This is a genomic window from Collinsella sp. AM24-1 (genome assembly GCF_003470325.1).
Lineage (GTDB): Bacteria > Actinomycetota > Coriobacteriia > Coriobacteriales > Coriobacteriaceae > Collinsella.
The window spans coordinates 1-24,100 of sequence record NZ_QRHM01000030.1 but is presented as its reverse complement, the minus strand read 5'-3'; the positions used below and the strand labels follow the sequence as shown (position 1 = coordinate 24,100).

Below are 24,100 nucleotides of genomic sequence, written 5' to 3'. Positions count from 1 at the left end.
TAAAGCTGGCCGCTGCGCGGCCAGCAGACTAAAGTCTTGAATGCAAAGGCCTTCGGTATCCCGAAGGCCTTTTTTCATGCCAATACGCCTTGCGCCACAAACCCAATCCACACCAAAAAAAGTTGCACAATTTATTTCCCATCTCTGTACATAGTTTGTTAGACAGGCGCAATTACCAGTGCAGCTCGCTGCTCCATTTAGGCATCGGGAACGTCTCCGATCACCGGCAATACCTCAATAACCTGCATCAACGTGAACAACATCCCAAAACAACCCCCTTTAGCACGTCAAATGAACGATATGTTGTCCAACGCAGCCCAAATCAGTTTCACTAACAGCTTGTGCTAGGATACCTAACGTTACATGAGTTCAACTGTGCTCACGGCTCCAGCAAGTCACAAAGCGCAGGGTCGATCAGCATCCGGCCGTAACGGCGGTGCCAGAAACACCACGAGCTCCAATATCGATTGCCATGCACGATTTTGCACTTGCTTTTGCGGCTATTTATAAGTTCGTTTTAGTCAGTTCAATAATTTGCTATGGCAAATCACAGCAGTTCTTCAGCTGTTTGCGTGGGGTCCAGTTTTGAAATCCCTTGACCGGCTCGCACGCAGCCAGCTGAGGTTGTGGGCAATCTTGCGATACGTGCCTTCAGCTTCAGCGCTGCATTTGTACATACCGTTCACGGTGGGGCAGAGCCACGTGCTTGTCTGACTGGGCTCAGGGTTTGAATATGGAGCGCCTTCGCGCATGAGCGCCCTGGCGAAGCCATACCCAAACCCCGTGAGCCACACGTAAGACAGCAAGGGGGTGGTGCTCGTGTGGTATGTGATCCAGGTCATTAACGGTCGCGAAGACGTAATGCGCGAGCGCATCGAGCGCATGGTGCCGGCGAGCGCCATGCAGGAACTCTTTTATCCCCAATTTCAAACCGAGATCAAAGTACACGGCGAATGGGTCAATACGACCAAGCCGCTCTTTCCCGGTTATCTTATCTGCGATACGGCAGATCCCCGCACCGTGCAACAGTATCTGCTACGCATGGACGACTTTGCCCGGGTGTTATCCCAGGACGGTCAGTTTGTGCCGCTGGCAAAAGAAGAGGTTCAGCTCATTGGTGGCTTTACGCATAGGGGAGACCGCGTAGTGCCCATGAGTGAGGCCCTAAAAGACGGCGACAAGGTCGTAGTGACGGCAGGTCCGCTGCTGGGCCACGAAGGCCTTATCAAAACCATTAACAGACGCAAGAGCACTGCGTATTTGGAGCTCGACCTGTGCGGCCGACGCGTAACAACCCGTGTTGGCCTCGCTGTGCTTTCGGCCGAGCAGCGCGTAATGCGAAACCTTAAAAAGGCGATTGCCTAACTGCGGGCGGCTGCTTAAAGGAGCAAAGAGGATCCCCGGGCCGGGGATAACGGGATCAACAGGGAAGAGAAGAAGAGTTTTGAACACCGAATCCAAGAGCGCAAAGCAAAAGGGGAAGTTGAGCGCCTTCGAGCCGTATGCGTTGATGGCATATGACATTGCGGCAACTTTTATTGCTGTGTTTGTTGCATCGTGGGGAACGCAGCATTGGGCGACGATCAGCGGAGCAGCCGGCGCATGCCCGGCTATTCTTGTGCTCGCGCTTGTTAACGTTGCTGTCTTTTGGTTCTTTCATATGTATAGCAGCTTGTGGCGCTATGCGAGCATTTCCGAGGCTGGACGTATTGTTGCTGCTGTAACGGTAGGCTCAGTCATTGGCGACGTTATCTTTAACCTGTTATTTGGCAAGGGCATGACCCTTCGTGAGGACGTCATGGCATGGGCTGTCATCCTCATCATTTGCGGAGGCGGACGCTTTGCTATTCGTGCAATTTATGGTAGCCAGGCATGGCGGTTTAAAAGCAAATCAGATGCTCATTTACCTCGTACGCTCATCGTGGGAGCAGGGGAGACCGGTTCGCTTACTATTAAGCGCATGCTCAGCAACGATCCCGATATGGTTGGAGATCCTGTTGCCGTCGTTGATGACGATCCCAATAAACAAAATCAGCGAATTCACGACATTAAAGTCTGCGGTACCTGTGCGGATATTCCGACGATTGCGCATGCCTGTGAAGCCGAACAAATCGTAGTCGCCATTCCAAGTGCTACTTTTGATGAACGCCAGAGAATCTATGACCTCTGCATGAAAACGGGAATTAGGGTATTAACCTTGCCCAATGTGCGCGACATTCCTATAAGCGGTCTTGGCAGGGTTGCCCTTCGCGAAGTCGAAATCAGCGATCTGCTATCTCGTGAAGAAAAATCACTTAATCTAGACCAGATGGGCTATGTTGCGGGCAAACGCATTTTGGTTACCGGCGGTGGCGGTTCTATCGGTTCTGAGCTCGTGCGTCAGCTACTTCCGGCAAAGCCTGCTCAAATCATTTTGTTCGATATCTACGAGAACACGACGTATGAGCTGTACCATGACATTATCAAGTCGGCTCGGGATCAAGGCACCGATATTCAGGTGTTTATCGGTTCTATCACGCACTCGCCTGCAATCGAGCATGTTTTCGAAACTTATCGGCCGCAAGTTGTCTTCCACGCGGCGGCACACAAGCATGTTCCCCTTATGGAACATAATGCGCGTGAGGCAATTGAAAATAACGTGTTTGGCACCCTCAATGTTGTGCGATTAGCTGATAAGTATCAGTGCAGTCATTTCGTACAAATTTCTACTGATAAGGCCGTTAATCCCGCAAATGTAATGGGTGCTACCAAACGCATGGACGAGATGATCGTTCAGTATTATGCGGCCAACAGCAAGACCATTTTTACTGCAGTCCGTTTTGGCAATGTTCTTGGTAGCCATGGTTCGGTCATCCCGCTCTTTAAGCGTCAACTTCACGAGGGCGGTCCCATCACCATTACACATAAGGACATCACACGTTACTTTATGACGATTCCTGAGGCCAGCAAATTGGTCATTACAGCCGGTGCGCTTGCTCATGGCGGCGAGATTTTTGTTTTGGACATGGGTGAGCCTGTCAAGATCTACGACCTTGCCATCAACCTTATTACGCTGAGCGGTCTTAAGCCCGGCAAGGATATCGAGGTCAAAGAGGTCGGCCTACGTCCTGGCGAAAAAATGTATGAGGAGCTCCTTATGGACAACGAGCAACTCCTGCCTACCGAGCATTCCGGGATTCGTATTTCCACGGCCGAGGCAGACAAGATGGAAGAGATTAAGGACAAGCTCGAGAAGCTCGAGGCCTGTCTGAATGGCACGAACGACGAGATTAAAACGGTTCTTGCCGAAGTTGTCCCAACGTATCACCCACAGTACAACGACTAGTTGGAAGAGGCAGAATAATGACTGTAAAGATGAACATCCCGTTTTCGCCGCCTGATATTACCGAGGCAGAAATTGTCGAAGTTGCAGAAGCCCTTCGATCCGGATGGATTACTACTGGTCCACGTACCAAGAAACTCGAAGCAAGGTTGGCAGATTATTTGAAAGCCGAAAGGGTCTGCTGCCTAAATTCACAGACTGCATGTGCAGAAATGGCGCTTCGTCTTCTTAATGTGGGACCTGGCGATGAAGTAATTGTTCCTGCTTATACTTACACGGCAAGCGCCTCTGTTGTGTGCCACGTGGGTGCCAAACTCGTGCTTATCGATTGCCAGCCGAATAGTTTCGAAATGGATTACGATGCTGTTGAGGCTGCCGTTAATGAGAACACAAAAGCAATCATTCCTGTTGATCTTGGTGGTGTTCCTTGCAATTACGATCGTATTTTCGAAATCGTTAAGTCTAAGCGTAATCTGTTTAAACCAAATGGCGAAATTCAGGAGGCTCTGGGGCGCATCGCGGTTTGCGCAGATACTGCCCATGCCTTAGGCGCAATTTGGCATGGCAAGATGGTTGGCTCTATCGCCGATTTCAGCTCGTTCAGCTTCCATGCCGTAAAGAATTTGACCACTGCCGAGGGTGGTTGCCTTGCTTGGCGTGCCATTTCCGGCATCGACTCTGAGGCCATGTATAAGAAGCTGCAGCTCCTGAGTCTTCATGGCCAAAGCAAGGATGCCTTGGCTAAGACCAAGCTTGGTGCTTGGGAATATGACATTGTTGGTCCTTGGTATAAATGCAATATGACTGACATGCAAGCTGCTTTAGGTCTCGTTCAGCTCGATCGTTATGAGGGCATGCTTGCGCGACGCAAAGAGATTATCGAGCGTTACAATGCTGCTCTGACCCCGCTGGGTATTGAGTCTCTAAATCATTTTACAGGCGAGCGCCAGTCTTCGGGTCACCTGTATATTTGTCGTATCCCCGGGTTTGATCTCGAAAAGCGCAATGAAATTATCATAAAGATGGCAGAGCTTGGTGTTGCTACAAACGTTCATTACAAGCCTTTGCCCATGCACACGGCATATAAGAATCTTGGGTTTAACATTTCCGAATTTCCGAATGCGTACAAACATTTTGAGAATGAAATCACCTTGCCGCTGCATACTCGCCTTACTGACGACGAAGTCAATTACGTCATCGACTGCTTCAAGGCCTGTCTCTTAGAGCTTGGTGCGTAGTGGGACTGCTATCATGGGCTGATTTGCCCAAAGATATGCGCGTTGATGAGGTTCGCCCTTACTATGACGAACTTGCAGGGCATCGTATGGGGCTATTCGCGAAACGTATTTTCGATATATGTGGTTCCCTATTTTTATTTGCCTTAACTTGGTGGCTATTCATCATTCTTGCTGTTGCAATTAAGTTCGATTCTCCCGGTCCGGTTTTTTTCCGCCAAGAAAGAGTTGGGCGATACGGCAAGACGTTTCGTATTTTCAAGTTCCGAACCATGTGCGTCGATGCCGAGAAAAAGGGCGCACAAGTCACCAGTGCTGGTGACTCTCGTATAACGCGTGTTGGTTCCGTTATACGTAAATGTCGACTCGACGAAGTCGCGCAGCTGATAGATATCCTGCGCGGAACCATGAGCTTTGTCGGCACCCGCCCCGAGGTTCCTCGTTATGTAGCAGCGTATACAGCCGAGATGCGAGCAACTTTGCTGCTCGCTCCCGGTGTTACTTCGAGAGCGAGTATTGAGTTCAAAGGTGAAGATGCCTTGTTAGAGGGTGCAGAGGACGTTGATAGCGCATATATCAATCTGGTGCTGCCAAAGAAGATGGAATTAAACCTGCGCGATCTTTCTCATTTTAGCTTTTGGGGAGAGATAGCCACGATGTTCGCTACTGTTGTGGCGGTAGCCAGGAGAGGGTAGATGAAAGACGGTTTAGTATCGGTTATTACACCGGCATATAACTGTGCAAAGTACATTGGAAAAACCATTGAGTCTGTTCAGGCGCAAACCTACGATAATTGGGAAATGGTTATCGTGGATGATTGCTCTACCGATAATACCCGGGAAGTTGTTGAGTCCTATTCCAAAGATGATCCCCGTGTTCGTTATATTTGCTTAAATGAAAATTCTGGAGCCGCCGTAGCAAGAACTGAATCCATGAAAGCTGCCCAGGGCGATTTTATGGCCTTTTTGGACAGTGACGACATGTGGAAACCGGAGAAGCTGGCTAAACAGTTGGCTTTCATGCGCGAGGAGGGACATCCCTTTTCATGCACCGCCTATGAGCAAGTTGATGAGCAGGGAAATCCTCTTGGAAAGGTGATCAAGACTATTCCTCGAACTAGCTATAACAGGCTATTGCTTGATTGCCCGGTAGGAAATTCAACGGTTATGTATAGCGTCCGCAAGATGGGCAAGTTCGAGGTCCCCAATATTCGCAAACGTAATGATGACGCTTTGTGGCTACAGATGCTTAAAAAGGAACCCTACATTTGGGGCATGCCGAATGTACTGGCAGAGTATCGTGTTCGCGAGGGCTCTATATCGCACAACAAATTTGACTTAGTGAAATATCACTGGATGCTTTATCGAGATATCGAACACTTGAGCGTATTTCGATCTGTGTTTCATATCGGGGTGTGGGGCGTTATCAAAATTTTTGGAATTAAGTAACGAGGTGCGAGTATTCGCTATGGACATGCCCATGCAGATAAATAACGTTGGAATCATAGGGCATTTCGCCGAGGGTATCGATATGGCGGACGGACAGGTCGTAAAGACTCGTACTGTCCGCGAACTGCTTCGTGACGTTTGTGGTGCAGAAAATGTTCGCTCAATTGACACAAGAGACTGGCAAAAGCATCCAATTGCGCTTGCTCGTGAGTGCATTAAGTTAGCGAAGCTCACGGATGCCTTGGTTATGCTACCGGCGCACAACGGGGTGAAAATCTTCGCCCCGTTACTCGTGTATTTACGAAAACGCTATGGTTGCAAGATCGTATATTCAGTAATCGGCGGATGGCTCGCAGAGTATATAGTAGGACAGCCTATTCTGGCCAAGAAACTCAAATCCTTTGACGCGATACTTGTTGAGTCAGATCGAGTTCGGGTCCTACTTGCCGAGCAAGGCTTCGACAACGTGCTCGTCGCATACAACTTCAAGCGTTTGCCACAGCTCAAGTTTACCGAGCTCAAACAGCCGTCCGGTGAACCATGGCCTTTGGCTGTTTTCTCGCGCATCTACGAGGATAAAGGTATTGATGACATCGTGTGGGCTGTGCACAAGGCGAACTGCCGTCTTGGTCGCCGTGCTTTTAGGCTCGATATCTACGGCAATGTGCTGCCCGAGTACAAGGAGCATTTCGATGCGCTAATAGCTGGCTGCGATATCTCCGAGATCGTCTATAAGGGTGTGGCTCCTGCGGGGGAGAGCACGTCTGTTCTTAACGGGTACCTCGTCTTGGCCTTTCCGACGAGGTACCCGGGCGAGGGTGTCCCGGGCACTGTGGTAGATGCCTATTGTGCGGGCATTCCAGTGATTGCTTCACGTTGGCCAAGCTATGCAGAGATGGTCGACGAAGGTGAAACGGGTTTGACGTATGAATTCCTTAATCGCGATGCGTTGCTGGACGTACTTCTTAATCCCGATCTGCCTAAACAATTACTCGCAATGAAGGAATCTTGCCTTCGCAAAGGGCGTAACTACTCGTATGAAGCAGGCTTGAGGAAATTTAAGCATCTTGTTGAAAGCGATTTCGATGTGCACAACCAATAAACCCAAACGACTGCTTTGCATTGTGTCGAATATGGATGCAGGTGGAGCTGAGACATTCTTAATGAAGATGTATCGCCAGCTTGACCGAACGTGCTATCAGATGGATTTTGTGGTCTCGGGTGATGGTCGCGGCTACTACGAGGACGAAATCGAAAGACTCGGAGGAAGAGTATTTCGAATCACTCGTAAAACGAAGGATTTCTCCGCCTATCGTCGTGAGCTCTTCGATGCAGTTCGCGAAGATGGATGCCCCGTCGTGCTGAGGATTGGTTCGAATGCTTTTTCAGCTATCGACCTGTGGATCGCGAAACGTGCAGGCGCGCGAAGGCTTGCGTTGCGTTCGAGCAATGCCAGCGACGGTCAGGCCGGTCTTGGCATGCTTCTGCAGAGGGCCCTGCGTCGACCGTTAACGTCGGTGGCCAACGTGAAGATAGCGCCGTCGGACCTGGCGGCCGAGTATACGTTCGGGCCCATGGCCATGAGAAAAGGCGAGGTTCATTACTTGCGCAACGCGCTCGACCTAGATGCCTATGCATTCTCGGCAGAGAAGCGCACAGCCATACGCGCTGAGTTCAGCATCGACGCAGACGCGTTGGTTGTGGGACACGTGGGACGCTTTGCTCCGCAGAAGAACCACGGGTTCCTCATTGAGGTCTTCACGGAGCTTTTGAAGAGCAGGCCCGACGCACGGCTCGTGCTTGTGGGCAAGGGCGAGCTTGAGGACGAGGTGTGCGCCAAGGCCGAGGCTTTTGGCGTGCTTGGCAGCATTGTTTTCACCGGCGTGCGTTCCGACGTGCCTGCGCTGCTTTCTGCCTTCGATGCGCTGGCGCTGCCCTCGCTGTACGAGGGCATGCCCAACGTTGTGATAGAGGCGCAGGCGGCCGGGCTCTCCTGCGTGGTGTCGGATACGGTGACGAGACAGGCCGACGTGACAGGTCTGGTGGAGTATTTGCCCATAGATAACACGACGGCCTGGGCGAAGGTTTTGGAGTCTGCCGCTACGGTGGAGCGGCTCGATACGAGGACAGCCATGACTGCGGCGGGGTACGACATCTCAAGCGAAGCTAAGAAGTTCGTAGAGCTGGTGTACGGGGTTGCTACGATTGAATCGGAGCTTGACTAGATGACTCCTTACCTGACATTCGTTGCAATTGCGGGCCTCGTTGCGCTAATCATTCGTGGCACATCTGAGCAAAAAGGCAAATTTATTGCGATTTCGGCTAAGGAGCGAGAGCTTACATGGACTCCTTACCTTGTGTGCCTTTGCGTAGCGCTAATATTCTTCGTTTCAATGCGAGACGTAACTGTTGGTGCTGATACCGGGAACTACTTGGGCTCACTCCACTACTATGCTGGGATTCCTTGGAGCGACGTGCTGACGGCTAAGCTCGTATACCCTTACGACTACGAGCCCGGCTATTTCCTGCTCACCAAGATTTGTGCGCATTTTTACATGTCCGATCACGTTTTTTTCCTCTTGATCGCGGTTCTCATATACTCGCCGCTAATGGAGTTCTTCGGTCGGTACAGCGACTCGCCTTTCTTAAGCTTTCTAATTTACTGTGCGCTAAGCTTATTTGTATACAGTCTCGGTATCTTTAGACAAATGATTGCACTTTCGATTTGTCTATTTGCGACGAGGTGGGTTGATTCAAACAAGCCTGTGTTCTTTGCGATTGCTATCGGCGTTGCGATGACGTTCCATTCCTCGGCGATTTGTTTCGCTTTACTCTGGTTCTACAAGCGTTTCGACGTAATCAAGCTCTTGAAGATCGCCATTCCCGCTTCTATTGTCTGCTTGATTTTCGGCCGTGTCATCGCATTGATCGCGGTTAGGGCTCTGCCTCAGTATGCGGGCTACATCGGCTCCAAATACGACGTTGAGGGCGGAAGCTATACGATGTTCATGCTTCTATTATTCATTGCCTTCATTGTGCTATATGCTCTCCGCAATAAATCGATATTTGATAAATGCCCCGATGTCATTAGGCTCTCTATTTTTTCCCTTGGGATTGCCCTGTGTCTTCAGGGCGCTTCTTATTCTCTTGGTATTATGGGACGAATTATGTCCTACTACACCATCTTTTTAACAATTCTGGTTCCATATTTAATGATGCATTGCTTAGGAAGACACGGTCGCATACTAAGCTTATATTTTGTTGTACCTATTTCCCTTGTGCTATTCGTAAGCAGCCTTGGTTCCGTTGTTTAGCTCTGGTTATCGTTCTAAAGATATTAGAAACTATATACAAAGCTTTTGTAGGTAAGAATGAAGAAAACAAACGTAGCAATAGTTATTGATTCGTTGATCGTTGGCGGCGCACAGCGTATGGTGTGCGAATTGATTCGTAATTTAGATTTTCGTGAATTCGACGTCTCACTCCATTGTTTTTTCGGGGGAAGCGATAAGGGGTTTATGCAGTTAGTCTCCGGAACCCCTGCTCGGGTCTATTTACATGGAATTGGTAACCGTATTGATCCGCCGACGCTAATTAGGATTTACAAGTCTCTCTCTAGGGAGCGTCCAGATGTAGTTCACGCGCATCTAGGTGGAGCGCAAATATCTATTCCATGGGCACTGATGCATCATAGAAATACTCTAATTACACTTCATAGTACTCTTCCCGCCGCTCTTAATACTACTGCCCAACGGATGGTACGCCTCGCAGGTGAAAACCGTGTAAAATTAGTTGCGGTGTCTAAGGAGAACCATAGGCAAGCTTGCGACTATTTTGGAGTCGAAGACAGTCTGATAGATGAGATAGATAACGGCATCACGCTATCTGACTATTCGCCATGCGATATCGCCAGTGCGCCAACATTCATCAATGTTGCAACGCAAAACCAGAACAAAAATCAAATGCTTATCTTGCGTGCATTTAAACGACTCGAGATGGAGTGTCCTGATGCAAGGTTAATTCTTGTCGGTGACGGCCCACTTCATGAAGAATTGTGTCGCGAAGCTGGTGACGACCCTTCTATAGAACTGCCAGGCGCTCTTACGAATATTCCAAACGTTCTGCGTGGAGCCAATGTCTATGTCCAAAGCTCCAATCGTGAGGGTATGCCGATGTCTATTCTCGAGGCGATGGCATGTGGCCTCCCCGTAATTTCTACGGATGTTGGAGGCATACGTAATGTAGTTTCTAATTCTAACGGCATTCTTATCGATGCTGGATCTGAGGACCAGCTCTTCAGGGCGATGTGCGAGCTCGTAGATTGCAAGTTACGTTGCAAAATGGGAGCAAGCTCTCTCGCGAACATCGACGGATATTCGGCGGCTCATATGGCAAGAAAATATGAAAAGCTGTATCGGGAACTTGGACACTCCGCTCCGTTTTAATGCCAGGGTTTTAATCAGTTTGTTTTTCGCTAGAAGCACTGGAGACAACTTGAAGAAATTTCTTATCAGCATAGACACAGAGGGAGACAACCTCTGGGAATGGAATAAAAAAGATCCTATCGGGACGCGCAATGCAAAGTATTTACCAAGATTCCAGGCTCTTTGCGATCGATACGGTTACAAGCCGACATATCTTTCTAACTGGGAGATGGTAAGTGACCCTGGTTTCTGTGAAATGGTTGGGTCATGGGCGGCCGAAGGGCGATGTGAAGTTGGCATGCACTTGCATGCTTGGAATACTCCGCCCAGTTTCGAGCTTACCGGAGAGAAGAACGATGACTGTGGCCTACCTTATCTTATTGAATTCACTGACGACATCATGGAAGCCAAAATTGACGCAATGACCGATGCAATCATAGACCGCATCGGCATTCGCCCTATTTCGCATCGTGCCGGACGATGGGCAATGGATCAAAGGTATTTTGAGCTTCTTGCTCGTAAAGGGTATATCTGCGATTGCTCCGTGACTCCACACATTAATTGGATAACATCCCCAGGCCTGACGAAAGGGGTCTCCGGTGCAGATTATTCCAACGCCAGCGAGGAACCATATTTGGTCAGATGTGACAAAGCAGATATTGTTGAGGTTCCTTTGACCGTTAGGGATACGCATTCATTTATTAAACCAGCCACCTGCAAGGCTAAGCCACTAGCCAAGTCGCTTTACAATGTCGCGCGAGGGCAGTCGCTTCAGCTTAGACCGAATGGGAAAAACCTCAATGAAATGCTATGGCTTGAACGGCGAGTAGCGAATAGCTCCTCTGAATACATCATGTTTATGCTTCATTCATCTGAATTTATGCCAGGAGGAAGCCCAACATTCAGGGATGAAGCAGCAGTAGAGAATCTCTATGTTCAGCTGGAAAAGCTTTTCGATCGTGCTTCTTTAGATTTTGAGGGTGAAACTATCGGCGCTTACGCTAGGGAGCTCATATCCAACAACTCACTTGAGAGGAGTGGTTGGATTGCCCGCTAAGACCGACAGTCGCAGCAGGGATTTACTTAAAAACACTGGAATTATTGGCTTTGGTACGATGTGCACCAAAGCCCTTTCATTCTTGCTGCTACCCCTTTATACAGCACTGCTGAGTACTTCGGACTACGGAACACTCGACTTGGTGACGACCATCGGCGGATTATTTGTCCCCATAGTCGGCATCCAACTTTCCCAGGCAATATTTCGTTACGTTGCTGAAGTTCGTGGTGATAATCATGCAGTCGCGACAGTCCTTTCGACAGCTTACCTGGAGTCGCTAGCTCTAATTGTTGTATACATTGGTTTATTCGTTGTTTCGGCACCTTTTGTATCATTACCCTACAAGTGGGTGCTCCTGCCGCTCGTTGTATTCAATATCACTCTGCAGCTTGCTCTCTACTCGGCACGAGGGATAGGCGATAATGTCTCTTTTGCCCTAGGAAGCTTCATCTCGGCTTCAGTGACGCTAGTCCTAAACGTTATTCTTCTCGCGGTATTTTCTCTAGGCCTTGAGGGCATGCTTGCCGCTTATTGCATCGGTCCAATTGCCGGCACGGTTACTGTCACGATCAGGGATAGACTTTGGCGTTATTTTAATCCGTCGTTATGCTCCGTGATGGAAGCCAAAAGGCTAACCCGATATGCCTTTCCGCTTATGCCAAATGAGGTGTCTTGGTGGGCGCTGCAGTCGGCAGACAGAGTGGTTATCTCAACTGCCTTAGGCACAGCCGCCAATGGTCTAATATCTGTAGCGAATAAGTTCTCATTCATCTATTCGACTGTCTTTAGCGTATTCAACGCTTCATGGACCGAACAAGTTATTTTGCACTATCACGATGAAGACGGTGCGTCCTTCATTCGACAAATCGTTGACAGTGCAGTTCGCTTTTTTTCCGCTCTCTTTCTTTTTATTATTTCAGCCCTTCCGTTTATATGGCCGTTCATGATTGACGTCAGCTATAATGACGCCTTCGGCATGGTGCCTCTTTACATGATTGCCGTCTATGCAAATCTGTTTACGGGATTGGTAAGTCCCATTTACCTAGTAAATAACGAATCTCGTAAAGTGCTGGAGGCTACACTTGTTTCGGCGGTAGTCAGCATCACGGTCCTCATCGTACTTTTGGGCCCAATCGGCGTCTATGCTGCCCCAATCTCGACCATCGTAGGATATGGTCTTGTTGCCTTTATGCGCGTTGTTGATGTGCAACGAAGACACATGGACATGGCTCTTGATGTAAAGATTCTTATGCCGACCGCAATTTTGGCAATCTTCGCCTCGCTTACTTACATTTGGGGAGGCCTTGCCGTCAAAGTTTTATGTTTCGCCTTATGTCTAATTTTTTCTGTCGCCATCAATTGGGACATGATCGTGTCATTAATCCGTAAGTTAAAAGGAGAAAGCAATAATGACTAAGGTGGGGCTCTTAACTTTCCATCGATCAACGAACTTCGGGTCATATTTACAGGCATATGCCCTATATCACAAAATCTGCTACCTCGGCTGTGATTGCGAAGTGATTGATTACCGGTGTCCAGCCATTGAGAGGCGCGAGGGTCTAGCCGCTAAGATTCACGGTCCGAGAGACTTGGCCAAAAAAATCCTATTTGGGCGTGCCCTAAAGAAGAAAAAGTCGGCGCTCAACAAGTTCGCTTCTCGCAATATGGAGTTTTCCCAGCCAGTTTATCCCGACGACGTTCGTACCCTTGGAGAAAGCTATGAAGTGGTCGTAGCCGGTTCCGATATCATCTGGGGCAGAGACATCACCGAGAGCGATCATACGTACTTTCTTGATTTTGCTGGAGACAAAACCAAGAAAGTAGCCTTTGCGTCATCGGTTGGAGCCTACGAGCCTCAAGATGATGATGAAGAGGTGGCCCGCCTACTCATCAAAATGAATAGAATCGCCGTGCGCGAGGACGGTGCCGTCGATTGGGTTAAGCGTCTAACTGGCAGAGATGCTGACCTGGTTTGCGATCCCACAATGCTCCTTACGACGGCCGAGTGGGACGCTATCACTCAGCCTATGGACTTCAAACCAGGTTATGTCCTTGTGTATTTTGACTCTCCTGATGGTAAATGTCTTAGAGATGCATGTCTCTATGCAGAAAGGCACGGCCTCATCGTTAAGAACATCAATTACGGCATCCCGTTAAGGGGAACCCAAAGCGTAAAACCAGCTTCGCTCTCAGAGTTCCTAGGACTTATCAAGAATGCGGATGCAGTCTTTACCGCCTCATATCACGGAATGCTTTTCTCGCTTTACTATGAAAGAGACATGCGATTCTACACCAGGTGTCACAGCACCCGCGTGCTCTCTCTCGCTAAGCGACTCGGTGTTCTCGATCGCTGCGGTGACGAAACCAACGGCGCGGAGCTACCCCCAATCGATTGGCCCCATGTACAGGAGAGAATCTCCAGTTTCAGAGAAGAATCAATCGCCATCCTGGAAGACATGGTGACTCTATGACGCCGCCGAAGCTAGCCGATAAAGACAGTTGCACCGGCTGCGGAGCATGTGCCGCAGCATGCCCAAAGGGCTGCATCACGCTGGGATCGGATTCCGTGGGAGTTCGGACTCCCACGATCGACGGGGACGTGTGCATCGGATGCGGTGCCTGTGAAAAGTCCTGCCATCTCTTGGCAGATGGCGTCCTCCATGCAAAGTCGGATGAGGTGTTTGCCGCGTGGCAAACCGACGCCGGCGACCGCCGTACGTCCGCGTCGGGAGGAATCGCTTCAGCATGCTACCGGTGGGCGCTTTCAAGGGGCGTCCACTGCTACGGCGTACCCGTGGACGATCTCTACGCATTTCGCTTCATCGAACTGTCCGGCGAATCCGATATTCAGAGGTGCAAGAACTCCAAGTACGCCGAGTCCGACATGTCGGGTGTCTACGAGAACGTGAAAAAGCAGATCAGAAACGGGGAGGGCGTGCTCTTCATCGGGCTTCCCTGCCAGGTTGCCGCGCTGAGGACCTTCGTCGGCAAGAGGTTGGAGGACGGTCTAACGACTGTTGACATAATCTGCCATGGTGTATGTCCTTCGACCTATCTCGAAGAGCATGTTAGAGGGATAGAAGGGAGGTGCGGACGGACTGCATCGGCGCTAAGCTTCCGCGACCCAGCTTTCGAAACTGCAAAGTTTCGCTTAACTTTAAGCGATACTCAAGGCCTTTTTTACAAAAAGGGGCCGAAAAGCAACGACGCCTATCAGGTCGGCTACCATTCGGCCCTCACGTACCGAGAGAACTGCTACTCGTGCAGGTATGCCCGTGGGGAGAGGGCCGGCGACCTGACGATTGGCGACTTCAGCGGTTATGGACGACACGGTCAAAAGTCAGGCAAGGCGGAAAAGGTGTCGTGCGCCATCGTGTCCACCCTCAAAGGCGACTTGTTGCTTGAGGGCTTGGCCAAATTCGGAATCGAGACCGAGAGGCGGAACCCTGACGAGGCGTTCCTCTATGAGAGACAGCTGAAAGAGCCGTCTGTGCGCCATGCCGGTAGGCCTGCATTCCTCAGCACGTATGCCTCTGGATCGGGATTCGACCGCGCCGCCCGTGCCGCTATGGGGCGGACGCTGTTCCGTAACGGGGTCGTGGAGGGGCTGCGGTTGAGGGAAGCCGAGCTATTCGCCCGCTCGCTCGTTCCAAAATCCGTCAAACGGGCCATTAGGAAATGCATTCACAGGAGTTGTTTCGCTTGATGCACAAGCGAAACGAAATTGCGCAGATCTGGAGGTATTGATGTCAATACTCGATAGCATCATTTGGCGCCTCATGCCTTCCGGGATGAAGCTAGAGCGCCTGAAAAGACGCGGACTCACGATCGGGGAGGGGTGTGAGATTCTTAACGGATTTGACTTCGGCTCCGAGCCGTACCTGGTGACAATCGGCGACAACGTCAGGATCACGAGCGGCGTTAAGATCACGACCCATGACGGCGGCGCCTGGACGTTGAGGCATATGTATCCAGAGCTGGTCGATATCGATAGGTTCGGCCGCGTCTCGATCGGCGACAACTCGCACATCGGGATGGACGCCATGATCATGCCGGGCGTGGCTATCGGCAGAAACTGCATCGTGGGCGCCCGCGCCGTCGTAACGCATGACGTTCCCGACAACACAGTCGTCGCCGGTGTCCCGGCGCGGCCAATCGGGACGATAGAGCAATACCGTGAGAAACACTCGAGTGAGTTTGTCAACACGAAGCACATGGGTTGGCAGGAGAAGCGGGACTTCTGCGAGCGGGTTTACCCGCACTTGCCTGAGAAGCGATAATGCGCCGGCAGTAATCGCATTTTGACCGAGCAAATTGAAAGGAAGCGATTGTCTTGACAATAAAGTTTTTCTCGGGGGGGTGCCTCGATTGTCGCCGTTCTTGAGCAGATGCTTCGCCTCTGTCCGATCATTTGCCCAGATTCCTCTTCGTCTTCCGTAAGGCGCATGGCTCGCGCAACCCCATTTGGCGTCTGCTGCTTCACCGTCTGCAGGAGAGATGCGGCCTGGAGATAGCTCGTGCCGCTCAAATCGGACCGGGGCTCTACCTCGGGCACGCCTTTAACATCACGGTGAATGAGGCTGCGATTTTCGGCGCGAACTGCAACTTGCATAAGGGCGCGACGATCGGTCGAGAGAACCGCGGTAAGAGAAAAGAAGCGCCAATTTTGGGAGACTGTGTGTGGGTTGGCGTTAACGCCGCCGTCGTCTGAAGTATTACGGTCGGTGACGATGTTCTTATTGCCCCTAGGGCGTTTGTAAACTGTGACGTCCCTAGTCATTCCATTGTCTTGGGTAATCCGTGTCGCATGATACCTCGCGAAAATGCAACTGAAGGATATATCAACCGAAAGATTCCCTTTTAGGATTTTCAGGTTTTAGGAGTTTCACTTATGGCGAACAGAAAAATACTCGTCACCGGAGCGGCTGGCTTCATCGGCGCGTTCCTCGTCAAGAAGCTGCTCGAGGAGACCGATGAAGTGATTGTCGGCCTCGACAACCTCAATAGCTATTACGACCCCGGCATCAAGGACGCGCGCCTGCGCATGCTGGCCGAGGCCGACACCGACGGCCGCTTCACCTTCGTGCGCGGCGACCTGTGCGACGCCGCCCTCATCGAGCGCCTGTTCGCCGAGAACGGCTTCGACGTCGTGGTGAACCTCGCCGCCCAGGCAGGCGTGCGCTACTCCATCGAGAACCCGCGCGCCTACCTCGAGAGTAACCTCGTCGGCTTCTTCAACGTGCTCGAGTCCTGCCGTCACCACCCGGTCAAGCACCTCGTCTACGCCAGCTCCAGCTCGGTCTACGGCGGCAACAAGAAGGTGCCGTTCTCCGAGAAGGACCGCGTCGACTCGCCGGTGTCGCTCTACGCGGCCACCAAGAAGTCCAACGAGCTCATGGCCGCCGCCTACTCCAAGCTCTACTCCATCCCCGCGACCGGGCTGCGCTTCTTCACTGTTTACGGCCCCATGGGCAGGCCCGACATGGCCTACTTCGGCTTCACCGAGAAGCTGCGCCGCGGGGACACCATCAAAATCTTCAACATGGGCGACTGCCGCCGCGACTTCACCTACGTCGATGACATCGTCGAGGGCGTCAGACGCGTCATGGACGCCGCCCCCGAGGTGAAGATGGGAGAGGACGGGCTGCCGCTCGCCGCGCACCGCGTCTACAACATCGGCAACTCGCACCCCGAGAACCTTCTCGACTTCGTCGACACGCTGCAGCGCGTGCTGGTGGAGGAGGGCGTACTCCCGGCCGGCTACGACTTCGAGGCCCACAAGCAGCTCGTGCCCATGCAGCCCGGCGACGTGCCCGTCACCTATGCGGACACCACGGCGCTCCAGCGCGATCTGGGCTACAAGCCCGCGACGCCGCTCGAGGACGGCCTGAGGGCCTTCGCCAAGTGGTATAAGCGCTACTACAACATTTAGGAAATCATGGCCCTGTAACAGGGGCCATTTTTCATGCGAATTATTGTTCTTTGACAATTGGAGAATGACATGAAGATCGCTGTCGCCGGTACCGGCTACGTCGGCCTGTCTCTAGCCGTCCTGCTCTCGCAGCACAACGAAGTTCACGCGCTGGACATCGTGTCCGAGAAGGTCGAGAAGATCAACAACTACCTGTCGCCCATCCAGGACGACGAGATCGAGCGCTTCCTGGCGGAGGCCGAGGCGGGGGAGCGCGAGCTCGACCTGCACGCAACCGTAGACGTGGCAGAGGCGTATACGGGCGCCGACTACGCCGTCATCGCAACGCCCACCAACTACGACTCGGACAGGAATTTCTTCGACACGAGCTCCGTCGAGGCCGCCATCGCAGCGGTGCGCTCGGTGAATCCGGACGCCTGGATCGTTATCAAGTCGACGATCCCCGTCGGCTACACCGCGGGCCTGCGCGAGAGGCTGGGCGACAGCAAGATCTTCTTCAGCCCCGAGTTCCTGCGCGAGAGCAAGGCGCTCTACGACAACCTGCACCCCAGCCGCATCGTGGTGGGCGCGCCCAAGGACGACCCCGAGGCCGTGGCGGCCGCCGAGCGCTTCGCGCGTCTGCTCGCGCAGGGCGCCGACCCCGCCGAGCTCGAGCGCGTGAACGCCGACGGCACCGTGGGCATCCCCGAGCTCGTCCTGGGCACCACCGAGGCCGAGGCGGTGAAGCTCTTCGCCAACACCTACCTGGCGCTGCGCGTCGCCTACTTCAACGAGCTCGACACCTACTGCGAGGTCCGCGGCCTCAACACCCGCGACGTCATCGACGGCGTGTGCCTGGAGCCGCGCATCGGCAGCCACTACAACAACCCCAGCTTCGGCTACGGCGGCTACTGCCTGCCCAAGGACACCAAGCAGCTGCTGGCGAACTACAAGGACGTGCCCCAGAACCTGATCGAGGCCATCGTGGACGCCAACCGCACCCGCAAGGACTTCGTGGCGGACGAGGTGCTGCAGATGGTCTGGGACCGCGTGTACGCCGGCAAGGAGAGGCCGGTCGTGGGCGTGTACCGCCTGACGATGAAGTCCAACTCCGACAACTTCCGCGCGAGCTCCATCCAGGGCGTCATGAAGCGCGTGAAGGCCAAGGGCGTGCCCGTGGTGGTCTACGAGCCCACGCTGGACGCGCCGGAGTTCTTCGGCTCCGAGGTGACCCACGACCTGGAGGCCTTCAAGGCCGGCTGCGACGTGATCGTGGCCAACCGCTGGAGCGACGAGCTCGCGGACGTTGCGGACAAGGTGTACACGAGGGATCTGTTTAAGAGGGACTAGGGGAGAGGTGTACTCCCAGGATCTGGTGATATACAAAAATCGAATCTAGAGGGAGGCCGTATCAGCGTTGGCTGATACGGCCTCCTTTGATGTAACTCTGTTCCTAAAAACAAAACATGTGTTCGATTTGAAACTACATGAAGGAAGATCAATGCAGAATGCAAGCTACAATAGCAAACGAGTATTGGACTCGAGTCTAGCGGAGGATTATGGCGTTCCAAGATATCCTTGCTGCGATTGATATCGTCACGGGGCCTGACCCGGCCCATTCTATCCTGGCGTTTTCGATTGTCGTCGGGCTGTTTTTGCTGTGGTTGCGTAAGCAGGCTTTGGCGCGGTTTTACAAGGCCGGTATCTATGTTGCAGCACTGGCGTCCGATGCATTGTTTGCATCGGTAAAGCTTAGCCTTTTATGGTTGGCGGGTGTGGCATCGCCCTTTCTCGCGTTGAGTCTGTTCGCTCTTCTCGTCAACTATTTTTGGTGTGCGCAGCAGCTCGATGACATAGTGGACAAGGCGGATCCCTCTCTTCCCGAATGCGACTATGTAGCTGCCTTCAGGCTGATGAACGCGGTTGACCGTGATCGACTGTCCAGAATGCAGCTCACCTGCCTCGACAAGGATAGGATTTTCTGCAACATCTACTTGGGAAACAACGGCGTTGCGAAAAGAATGCTTGAGAACGAAAACTTAGAGCCGGCTTTCAGGCATTTCGCCCTCCATATTATCGCGGACGCCGCTTGCGATCGTGCTGGGTCGCAAGCGGAGCTCGAAAGCGCCTTGGCCGAGAAAACCGACAAGACAGACCCTTTCATCACGGTCCAGCTTTGGCACAACCGCGCGATTAGCTATGTCGTGAACGGTCAGTTCAAAGTCGCCGACGACGAGTTCAAGAAGACGTATCGCGAAGCTAAGCGTCTGGGCGTTCGGAATAAGTCGTTCCTCTTGCTGCTGTTTGAGAACGCAGCATTGAATAAAACGAAAATCGGCTTGCCTGATGGCGGCGTTAAAGAAGGGTGGGGGTTGATTGAGGAATGCGAAAAGGCGCTTGCTCCGATTGGCCCCAACGATTTTGGGCAGCTCTTCAATCTGCGGCTTCTTTTCATGAGGCAGATAGGGACAAGTATCGAGGACAGGAACAAGCTGTATTTGGTCGAGGTCAAAAACACCCTTAGCAATGCCTCCCTTTCCGAGCAACAGCGCGTCGTCGCTATGGCGAGCCTGGGCAGAATCGCGTGGTCCGACGGGCTCGATCCCGCACCCGTGCTCAATTTCTTCGCTCGATGCGATCGGTTTTTGTGCGTAAGCGACCCCGATGCACGCTACTATGCCCATAAGAACCTGAGTGCGATGCTTTCGGGCTTGGCGGTGAATGACCGCTTCCCAAATACTTTGGCTGAGAGCGTAATGCGGTATTTCAAGGATGGGGACGCGGAGCATGACTTGGATGTGATGGAGGATGGCCTTCCTCCCGAGGCGATTCTGCGGCGCTCCCAAGTGCTGCGAGAACGCGCTGCCCTAGCCTTAATGGTTGGAGAGAGCGTTGAGCGCGCCGTGTCGTACACTGATGAGGCTATAGGCCTCCTTGAGAGAAGCCTGCAGGTTATGGCGGCGCTCGAGTGTCGATGGCAGCTTGCCCGGCTGACACTGTACGACAAACCCGAGGTGGCGAAATTGCAGCTCTCGATTGCCGAAGAGCGCCTCGCCGCGCTCAATAAGCAACCATCCCTCGGATATCCCTATTTCGAGATGAGCCTGTGCTACGCCTTGCTTGGTATGCGTGCGGAGTGCAGGGTCGCATATGAAAGGGCCGCCGGCTTCGAGACTCCGATGGGCCATTACGCGCCCGGCATTCGGATTAACAGGACCGCCGCCTTCTGTGCCAGGTTCTACATACTTACGGAAATGCTTGGAAATCCCGAAGAGGTTTGCCCCTTGCTTAAAACTCGAGAGGGCAGGGCGTGGCTGTCTCGCTATCCGAAGGTCTCTTCCCTGTCGAAAACGCTTCTTTGCGGGAAATTTCTTGGGTATGGGGATTTCGTGCCCGCTATGACGAGGCTATTCTTGGATGAGGCGGGGAAGCTATATGCCGAAACATGGCTCGTTGTCCAAGAGATCGGACTCGCGTTTGATCTCGATTCCAGAAAGCCCGGCGAAGAGTATGGGCTGGTTTTCGAAATCCAAAGGCACCCACTGATTGCCGATGGCGATGCCCTTGCAAGGGTGGCCGCGCGGCGCGGGCATACTGTGCTCGATGCGAGGTTGAACCAGTGCAACAAAGACCTTCTCGGGGCCGATGACGCAACCGCCGTATTCGATGTGCTGGATGCCTTGGGCATATTGGCCGAAGGGCGCGTGCCCACATTGGAAGACATCATGAAGAGCTACCTTGAAAGCTGTGTCGACGTTCCCGCCAGCGGTTGAGACGCCTCTGCCGAGGGGTAGCTTCGTCCTGCCGCGCTTCACAAAACGTTTCACAAAGTTCTCTTTGCTGGCCTAGTTTTCAACACGTAGCGCTGTAATGGCCCTGCCTGATTTATCCATCTAGCCCCTTGGAACTGCGGAGGAAATCCTGGACCAAAAGAGGACCGGCAGGATCATACGGATTTACAGCGCAGAACAAAAGGCGAAAGCCATCGAGACGTTCGCCGGTTTCGGATGCAGCACGGCCGACACCATAGCAGAGCTCGGCTAACCCAGCCGTGTCACACCCCACAACCGGCGGAAGGAATACCAGCTCGGCGGCGATGAGTTCCTGGAAGGGGAGCATCGCAGGCCGAGGTATTCCGATGAGGAGAAGCGGAATGCGGTCGATCACTACTCGGGGCACGGGAAAAGTCTGGCGCGCACGATAGGGGCCATGGGATACCCGAGCCGCAAGGTGCTCTCCAGCTGGGTTGATGAGCGCACCCTGGTAATCTGCGCTGTGTGCGAGAAGGAGTGATATGGAGGTTACGCAGACGACTCCTTCAACACCCCGCTCGCGCAACGAGCGCAGAAACGTCAACCATCCGGCATAGGACTCCGTGTCAACGGCATCGAGCCCGAGCGATCGTCACCGCCATCTAAGCAGGCGCCGATGGCGGTGACGATCGCGCACGAGGAGGCGTGGCCCGGATCTCTGCATTTAATGCGGATCGCATCGTGCCAGACGTAGGGAAAGGCCGTATCAGAGAGGCCCCTGGTCTGCATGTCCTCAACGATCGCGTCGGACAACTCGCAGATCCTCGACACTTGGCTCGCGCTCATGCGGTCCACCTCGAGGGCAGAGGCGAGCCATATCCTGCGCGCGGTGTGGCGATGCTTACGCCACTACCTCGAGCCCTCGTCTAGCCGTGCGCAAAACACACCCCGGTAGGCGTTGAGCAACCTGTCGCCCCGCCTGCGCACCAGGATGGGTGGCGTGAGGTCGGGCTCTTCAGCTTGGTGTACACCGTGTTACGCGACACGCCCGTTTTTCAGGCATTCTCGGATATCGAGTCGACCCGCTTCCTCATCTGCCGTATAGAATGAACCGTGGACATGCTGATCACACCTTTCCGACCTCCCTGGTTGATATTTCTAGGCAGCAACCAAGGTAGTCGATTGTGATGGTTGGCGTGCCTGCCTTTGTGCCCTAAATGGTCAAGCCGAAGTGTTCAGTTTTCCGCTACCACAGACAGCAAGGCGCTGAATGCTGGCACGCATGTCGGTGGAATGTCGTGACATGAGCACACGGTCGGGGGTGGTGAACGAGTTCACAACGACATCGCCGCACTTGGCAGCCGAGGCTACCGCGCTATCCGAAGCGCTGCTCACCACTGGCACGATGCCCTTTGCATCCGCCAGGCCGTAACTGGCGATCTCGAGCCAATCCATCGTGGCGGCATTCCTGCATGGGAAGCGCCCGGGCCCCTCATCCCTGAACTTGGCCAGCCACCTGTAAAGGCAGGGCCTGCTTACGTGGTTGAGCCTACACCAGTCCCACACACATACTGGACGAGAGGCAGCGTTCGATGTGATCTGCCCACATGTTCCTGTGTTCTATGTTTGCCCGCGTCATCGCAACCTCCTGTTGAATAAGGCGTTGCGATAATTTTGCCCAAAGCTTATCAGGGTGTTAAGACGCGGCTGTTTTGGTGTTTACACTAAAATCATAAAAGTCATATCATTTCATTAGTTTATTCATCTTTGGATGGAGGAAGAATGCCAACTAACAGCCAGATTCTGATAGACGGATTCATTTCGGACGAATTCTCTAAGCAGGCTGAGTATAGTTCTAAAGGGGACTACTTTGAACTGTTGGCCTCTTCTCGATACATGGCTCCATACGACCTTGACGACGATGAGATAGCGGAAGGGCTCATTGGAGGGTCGCGAGACGGGGGCTGCGATGCGATCTACATCTTTGCCAACAATAATTTCTTGAGTGAGGACGTCCAGATTAAAGACTACATCAATCGTGGATCAAGGGTTGAAATAGTTATTCTTCAGACCAAGGTTTCAAAATCATTCAAAGAAGACGTGTTCTTGAAGTGGAAGGACACCTGTAATGACCTTCTAACATTCGGTATAAATTTAAATGAATTCAATGATAAATATTCCGAACGTGTTATCGATACTTTTAGAAGAATAAGAGAAGCGATTCAAGCAGCAGCGATGGCCGGAAACGAAATCCGAATGAAGTTCGTGTACATCGCGAATGCGGATTCACCATCGGACGGCGTTAAGATTCAGAAAGAGCAGCTTCCGGCCGCCATTGACGAAATCGTCGGCGTAAGCCGATTTAGCTCTTCGTGCGTTTTAGTTGGAGCAGACGAATTGATGCGCATCTGGTCGCCTCCCGCAGAGAGCGGGCTTGTTATGCGTTTTTCGGGGTCCTATGCGTCGGTTCCTCAGAGAACGGACGTCTTTGGCCTGGTGTCTTTGTCGGATTACTACCGCTTCCTCACTGACGACCAGGGGCAGCTCCGTAGCTATCTTTTCGAGGCGAACGTCAGAGATTACGAGGGAAATGTTTCAGTCAACAAAGGAATCAGGGAAACGTTGGAGCATCCTAGCGAAGACGATTTCTGGTGGCTCAACAACGGAGTAACGATACTGGCTTCTGAAGCCTATCAAATAGCAGGAGCAGAAGTGAAAATGGAAGAGCCTCGCATCGTTAATGGACTTCAAACGTCATATGAAATATACAAATTTATGGAGTCTCGTACGGAAGACGCCGAAGATTCCAGAAATGTGATGGTAAAAATCCTTGTGCCCGGAAGCGATGAGACCAGAAACAGAGTGATACTGGCGACGAACAACCAAACTCAGGTGAAAAAGACATCGCTTGGGGGTGCGGACGATTTCTTGGACCGCGCCTAGGCGTATCC

The 24,100-nt window shown here is 52.5% G+C and carries 20 protein-coding genes and 2 pseudogenes; 19 read left to right on the top strand and 3 right to left on the bottom strand.

Annotated elements, in window-relative coordinates:
• The first annotated feature begins 813 nt into the window (after positions 1-813).
• The 18 genes and pseudogenes from loaP to DW661_RS09185 all read left to right on the top strand — a co-directional run bounded on the left by loaP (position 814) and on the right by DW661_RS09185 (position 21,170).
• Positions 814-1,365: an antiterminator LoaP gene (gene loaP / locus DW661_RS09270; RefSeq protein ID WP_233547492.1), complete on the top strand. Its 552-nt coding sequence runs from the start codon at positions 814-816 to the stop codon at positions 1,363-1,365.
• Positions 1,366-1,444: 79 nt separating this feature from the next.
• Positions 1,445-3,325 carry a nucleoside-diphosphate sugar epimerase/dehydratase gene (locus tag DW661_RS09265; RefSeq protein WP_233547491.1) on the top strand — a complete coding sequence of 627 codons (1,881 nt, stop codon included), beginning with the start codon at positions 1,445-1,447 and terminating at the stop codon, positions 3,323-3,325.
• 17 nt (positions 3,326-3,342) lie between these two features.
• Complete coding sequence (locus DW661_RS09260) at positions 3,343-4,560, top strand: DegT/DnrJ/EryC1/StrS aminotransferase family protein (RefSeq protein ID WP_199584888.1); 1,218 nt, start codon at positions 3,343-3,345, stop codon at positions 4,558-4,560.
• Entirely contained in the window at positions 4,560-5,252 is a 693-nt protein-coding gene (locus tag DW661_RS09255; RefSeq protein ID WP_199584886.1) for a sugar transferase, read from the top strand. The genes DW661_RS09260 and DW661_RS09255 overlap by 1 nt, the downstream gene beginning before the upstream one ends.
• Complete coding sequence (locus DW661_RS09250) at positions 5,253-6,005, top strand: glycosyltransferase family 2 protein (RefSeq protein WP_118376646.1); 753 nt, start codon at positions 5,253-5,255, stop codon at positions 6,003-6,005.
• 19 nt (positions 6,006-6,024) lie between these two features.
• A complete protein-coding gene (locus tag DW661_RS09245) occupies positions 6,025-7,107 on the top strand; it encodes a glycosyltransferase (protein ID WP_118935408.1) in 1,083 nt (360 codons plus the stop codon).
• Between the two features lie 100 nt (positions 7,108-7,207).
• Positions 7,208-8,230: a glycosyltransferase gene (locus DW661_RS09240; RefSeq protein ID WP_158568438.1), complete on the top strand. Its 1,023-nt coding sequence runs from the start codon at positions 7,208-7,210 to the stop codon at positions 8,228-8,230.
• Positions 8,231-9,319 carry an EpsG family protein gene (locus tag DW661_RS09235; protein ID WP_118935406.1) on the top strand — a complete coding sequence of 363 codons (1,089 nt, stop codon included), beginning with the start codon at positions 8,231-8,233 and terminating at the stop codon, positions 9,317-9,319.
• Between the two features lie 57 nt (positions 9,320-9,376).
• Complete coding sequence (locus DW661_RS09230) at positions 9,377-10,450, top strand: glycosyltransferase (protein WP_118935405.1); 1,074 nt, start codon at positions 9,377-9,379, stop codon at positions 10,448-10,450.
• A gap of 49 nt (positions 10,451-10,499) precedes the next feature.
• Positions 10,500-11,486, top strand: a complete 987-nt coding sequence (locus DW661_RS09225) for a deacetylase (RefSeq protein WP_118935404.1) — start codon at positions 10,500-10,502, stop codon at positions 11,484-11,486.
• Complete coding sequence (locus tag DW661_RS09220; protein WP_118935403.1) at positions 11,476-12,903, top strand: lipopolysaccharide biosynthesis protein; 1,428 nt, start codon at positions 11,476-11,478, stop codon at positions 12,901-12,903. The genes DW661_RS09225 and DW661_RS09220 overlap by 11 nt, the downstream gene beginning before the upstream one ends.
• Positions 12,896-13,957: a polysaccharide pyruvyl transferase family protein gene (locus DW661_RS09215; protein WP_118377463.1), complete on the top strand. Its 1,062-nt coding sequence runs from the start codon at positions 12,896-12,898 to the stop codon at positions 13,955-13,957. Before DW661_RS09220 ends, DW661_RS09215 begins: the two co-directional genes overlap by 8 nt.
• Positions 13,954-14,109: pseudogene (locus DW661_RS10525) on the top strand (4Fe-4S binding protein); the annotation flags it as partial. The gene DW661_RS09215 and the pseudogene DW661_RS10525, both read left to right, overlap by 4 nt.
• Positions 14,110-14,280: 171 nt before the next feature.
• On the top strand, positions 14,281-15,192 hold the full coding sequence (locus DW661_RS09210; RefSeq protein ID WP_233547490.1) for a Coenzyme F420 hydrogenase/dehydrogenase, beta subunit C-terminal domain: 912 nt from the start codon (positions 14,281-14,283) through the stop codon (positions 15,190-15,192).
• Positions 15,193-15,232: 40 nt separating this feature from the next.
• The gene (locus tag DW661_RS09205; RefSeq protein ID WP_199584884.1) at positions 15,233-15,766 is read left to right on the top strand and encodes a DapH/DapD/GlmU-related protein; all 534 of its coding nucleotides are present in this window, start codon (positions 15,233-15,235) and stop codon (positions 15,764-15,766) included.
• Between the two features lie 611 nt (positions 15,767-16,377).
• Complete coding sequence (locus tag DW661_RS09195) at positions 16,378-17,418, top strand: NAD-dependent epimerase/dehydratase family protein (protein WP_118935401.1); 1,041 nt, start codon at positions 16,378-16,380, stop codon at positions 17,416-17,418.
• A gap of 69 nt (positions 17,419-17,487) precedes the next feature.
• Positions 17,488-18,747 (top strand): nucleotide sugar dehydrogenase, encoded by a 1,260-nt coding sequence (locus DW661_RS09190; protein WP_118935400.1) that lies wholly within the window; start codon positions 17,488-17,490, stop codon positions 18,745-18,747.
• Positions 18,748-18,956: 209 nt separating this feature from the next.
• Complete coding sequence (locus DW661_RS09185; protein WP_118935399.1) at positions 18,957-21,170, top strand: hypothetical protein; 2,214 nt, start codon at positions 18,957-18,959, stop codon at positions 21,168-21,170.
• A 112-nt stretch (positions 21,171-21,282) separates the two neighbouring features.
• On the opposite strand, the pseudogene DW661_RS10520 reads toward DW661_RS09185, so the two are convergent.
• From DW661_RS10520 to DW661_RS09170, 3 genes and pseudogenes are all read right to left on the bottom strand, one after another.
• A pseudogene (locus DW661_RS10520) lies at positions 21,283-21,783 on the bottom strand (hypothetical protein); the annotation flags it as partial.
• Positions 21,750-22,004: a transposase gene (locus DW661_RS10515; protein WP_368140859.1), complete on the bottom strand. Its 255-nt coding sequence runs from the start codon at positions 22,002-22,004 to the stop codon at positions 21,750-21,752. The gene DW661_RS10515 and the pseudogene DW661_RS10520, both read right to left, overlap by 34 nt.
• Before the next feature lie 366 nt (positions 22,005-22,370).
• On the bottom strand, positions 22,371-22,604 hold the full coding sequence (locus DW661_RS09170; RefSeq protein WP_089571882.1) for a hypothetical protein: 234 nt from the start codon (positions 22,602-22,604) through the stop codon (positions 22,371-22,373).
• A gap of 327 nt (positions 22,605-22,931) precedes the next feature.
• On the opposite strand from DW661_RS09170, the gene DW661_RS09165 reads away from it, so the two are divergent.
• Positions 22,932-24,092: an AIPR family protein gene (locus tag DW661_RS09165; protein ID WP_118935396.1), complete on the top strand. Its 1,161-nt coding sequence runs from the start codon at positions 22,932-22,934 to the stop codon at positions 24,090-24,092.
• Positions 24,093-24,100 lie beyond the last annotated feature (8 nt).

Coding starts and splice junctions, on each gene's coding strand:
- DW661_RS09190 (WP_118935400.1), top strand. CDS start 17,488: ATGAAGATCGCTGTCGCCGGTACCGGCTACGTCGGCCTGTCTCTAGCC.
- DW661_RS09260 (WP_199584888.1), top strand. CDS start 3,343: ATGACTGTAAAGATGAACATCCCGTTTTCGCCGCCTGATATTACCGAG.
- DW661_RS09165 (WP_118935396.1), top strand. CDS start 22,932: ATGCCAACTAACAGCCAGATTCTGATAGACGGATTCATTTCGGACGAA.
- DW661_RS09245 (WP_118935408.1), top strand. CDS start 6,025: ATGGACATGCCCATGCAGATAAATAACGTTGGAATCATAGGGCATTTC.
- DW661_RS09250 (WP_118376646.1), top strand. CDS start 5,253: ATGAAAGACGGTTTAGTATCGGTTATTACACCGGCATATAACTGTGCA.
- DW661_RS09195 (WP_118935401.1), top strand. CDS start 16,378: ATGGCGAACAGAAAAATACTCGTCACCGGAGCGGCTGGCTTCATCGGC.
- DW661_RS09215 (WP_118377463.1), top strand. CDS start 12,896: ATGACTAAGGTGGGGCTCTTAACTTTCCATCGATCAACGAACTTCGGG.
- DW661_RS09185 (WP_118935399.1), top strand. CDS start 18,957: ATGGCGTTCCAAGATATCCTTGCTGCGATTGATATCGTCACGGGGCCT.
- DW661_RS09205 (WP_199584884.1), top strand. CDS start 15,233: ATGTCAATACTCGATAGCATCATTTGGCGCCTCATGCCTTCCGGGATG.
- DW661_RS09240 (WP_158568438.1), top strand. CDS start 7,208: ATGGATTTTGTGGTCTCGGGTGATGGTCGCGGCTACTACGAGGACGAA.
- DW661_RS09170 (WP_089571882.1), bottom strand. CDS start 22,604: ATGGATTGGCTCGAGATCGCCAGTTACGGCCTGGCGGATGCAAAGGGC.
- DW661_RS09235 (WP_118935406.1), top strand. CDS start 8,231: ATGACTCCTTACCTGACATTCGTTGCAATTGCGGGCCTCGTTGCGCTA.
- DW661_RS09230 (WP_118935405.1), top strand. CDS start 9,377: ATGAAGAAAACAAACGTAGCAATAGTTATTGATTCGTTGATCGTTGGC.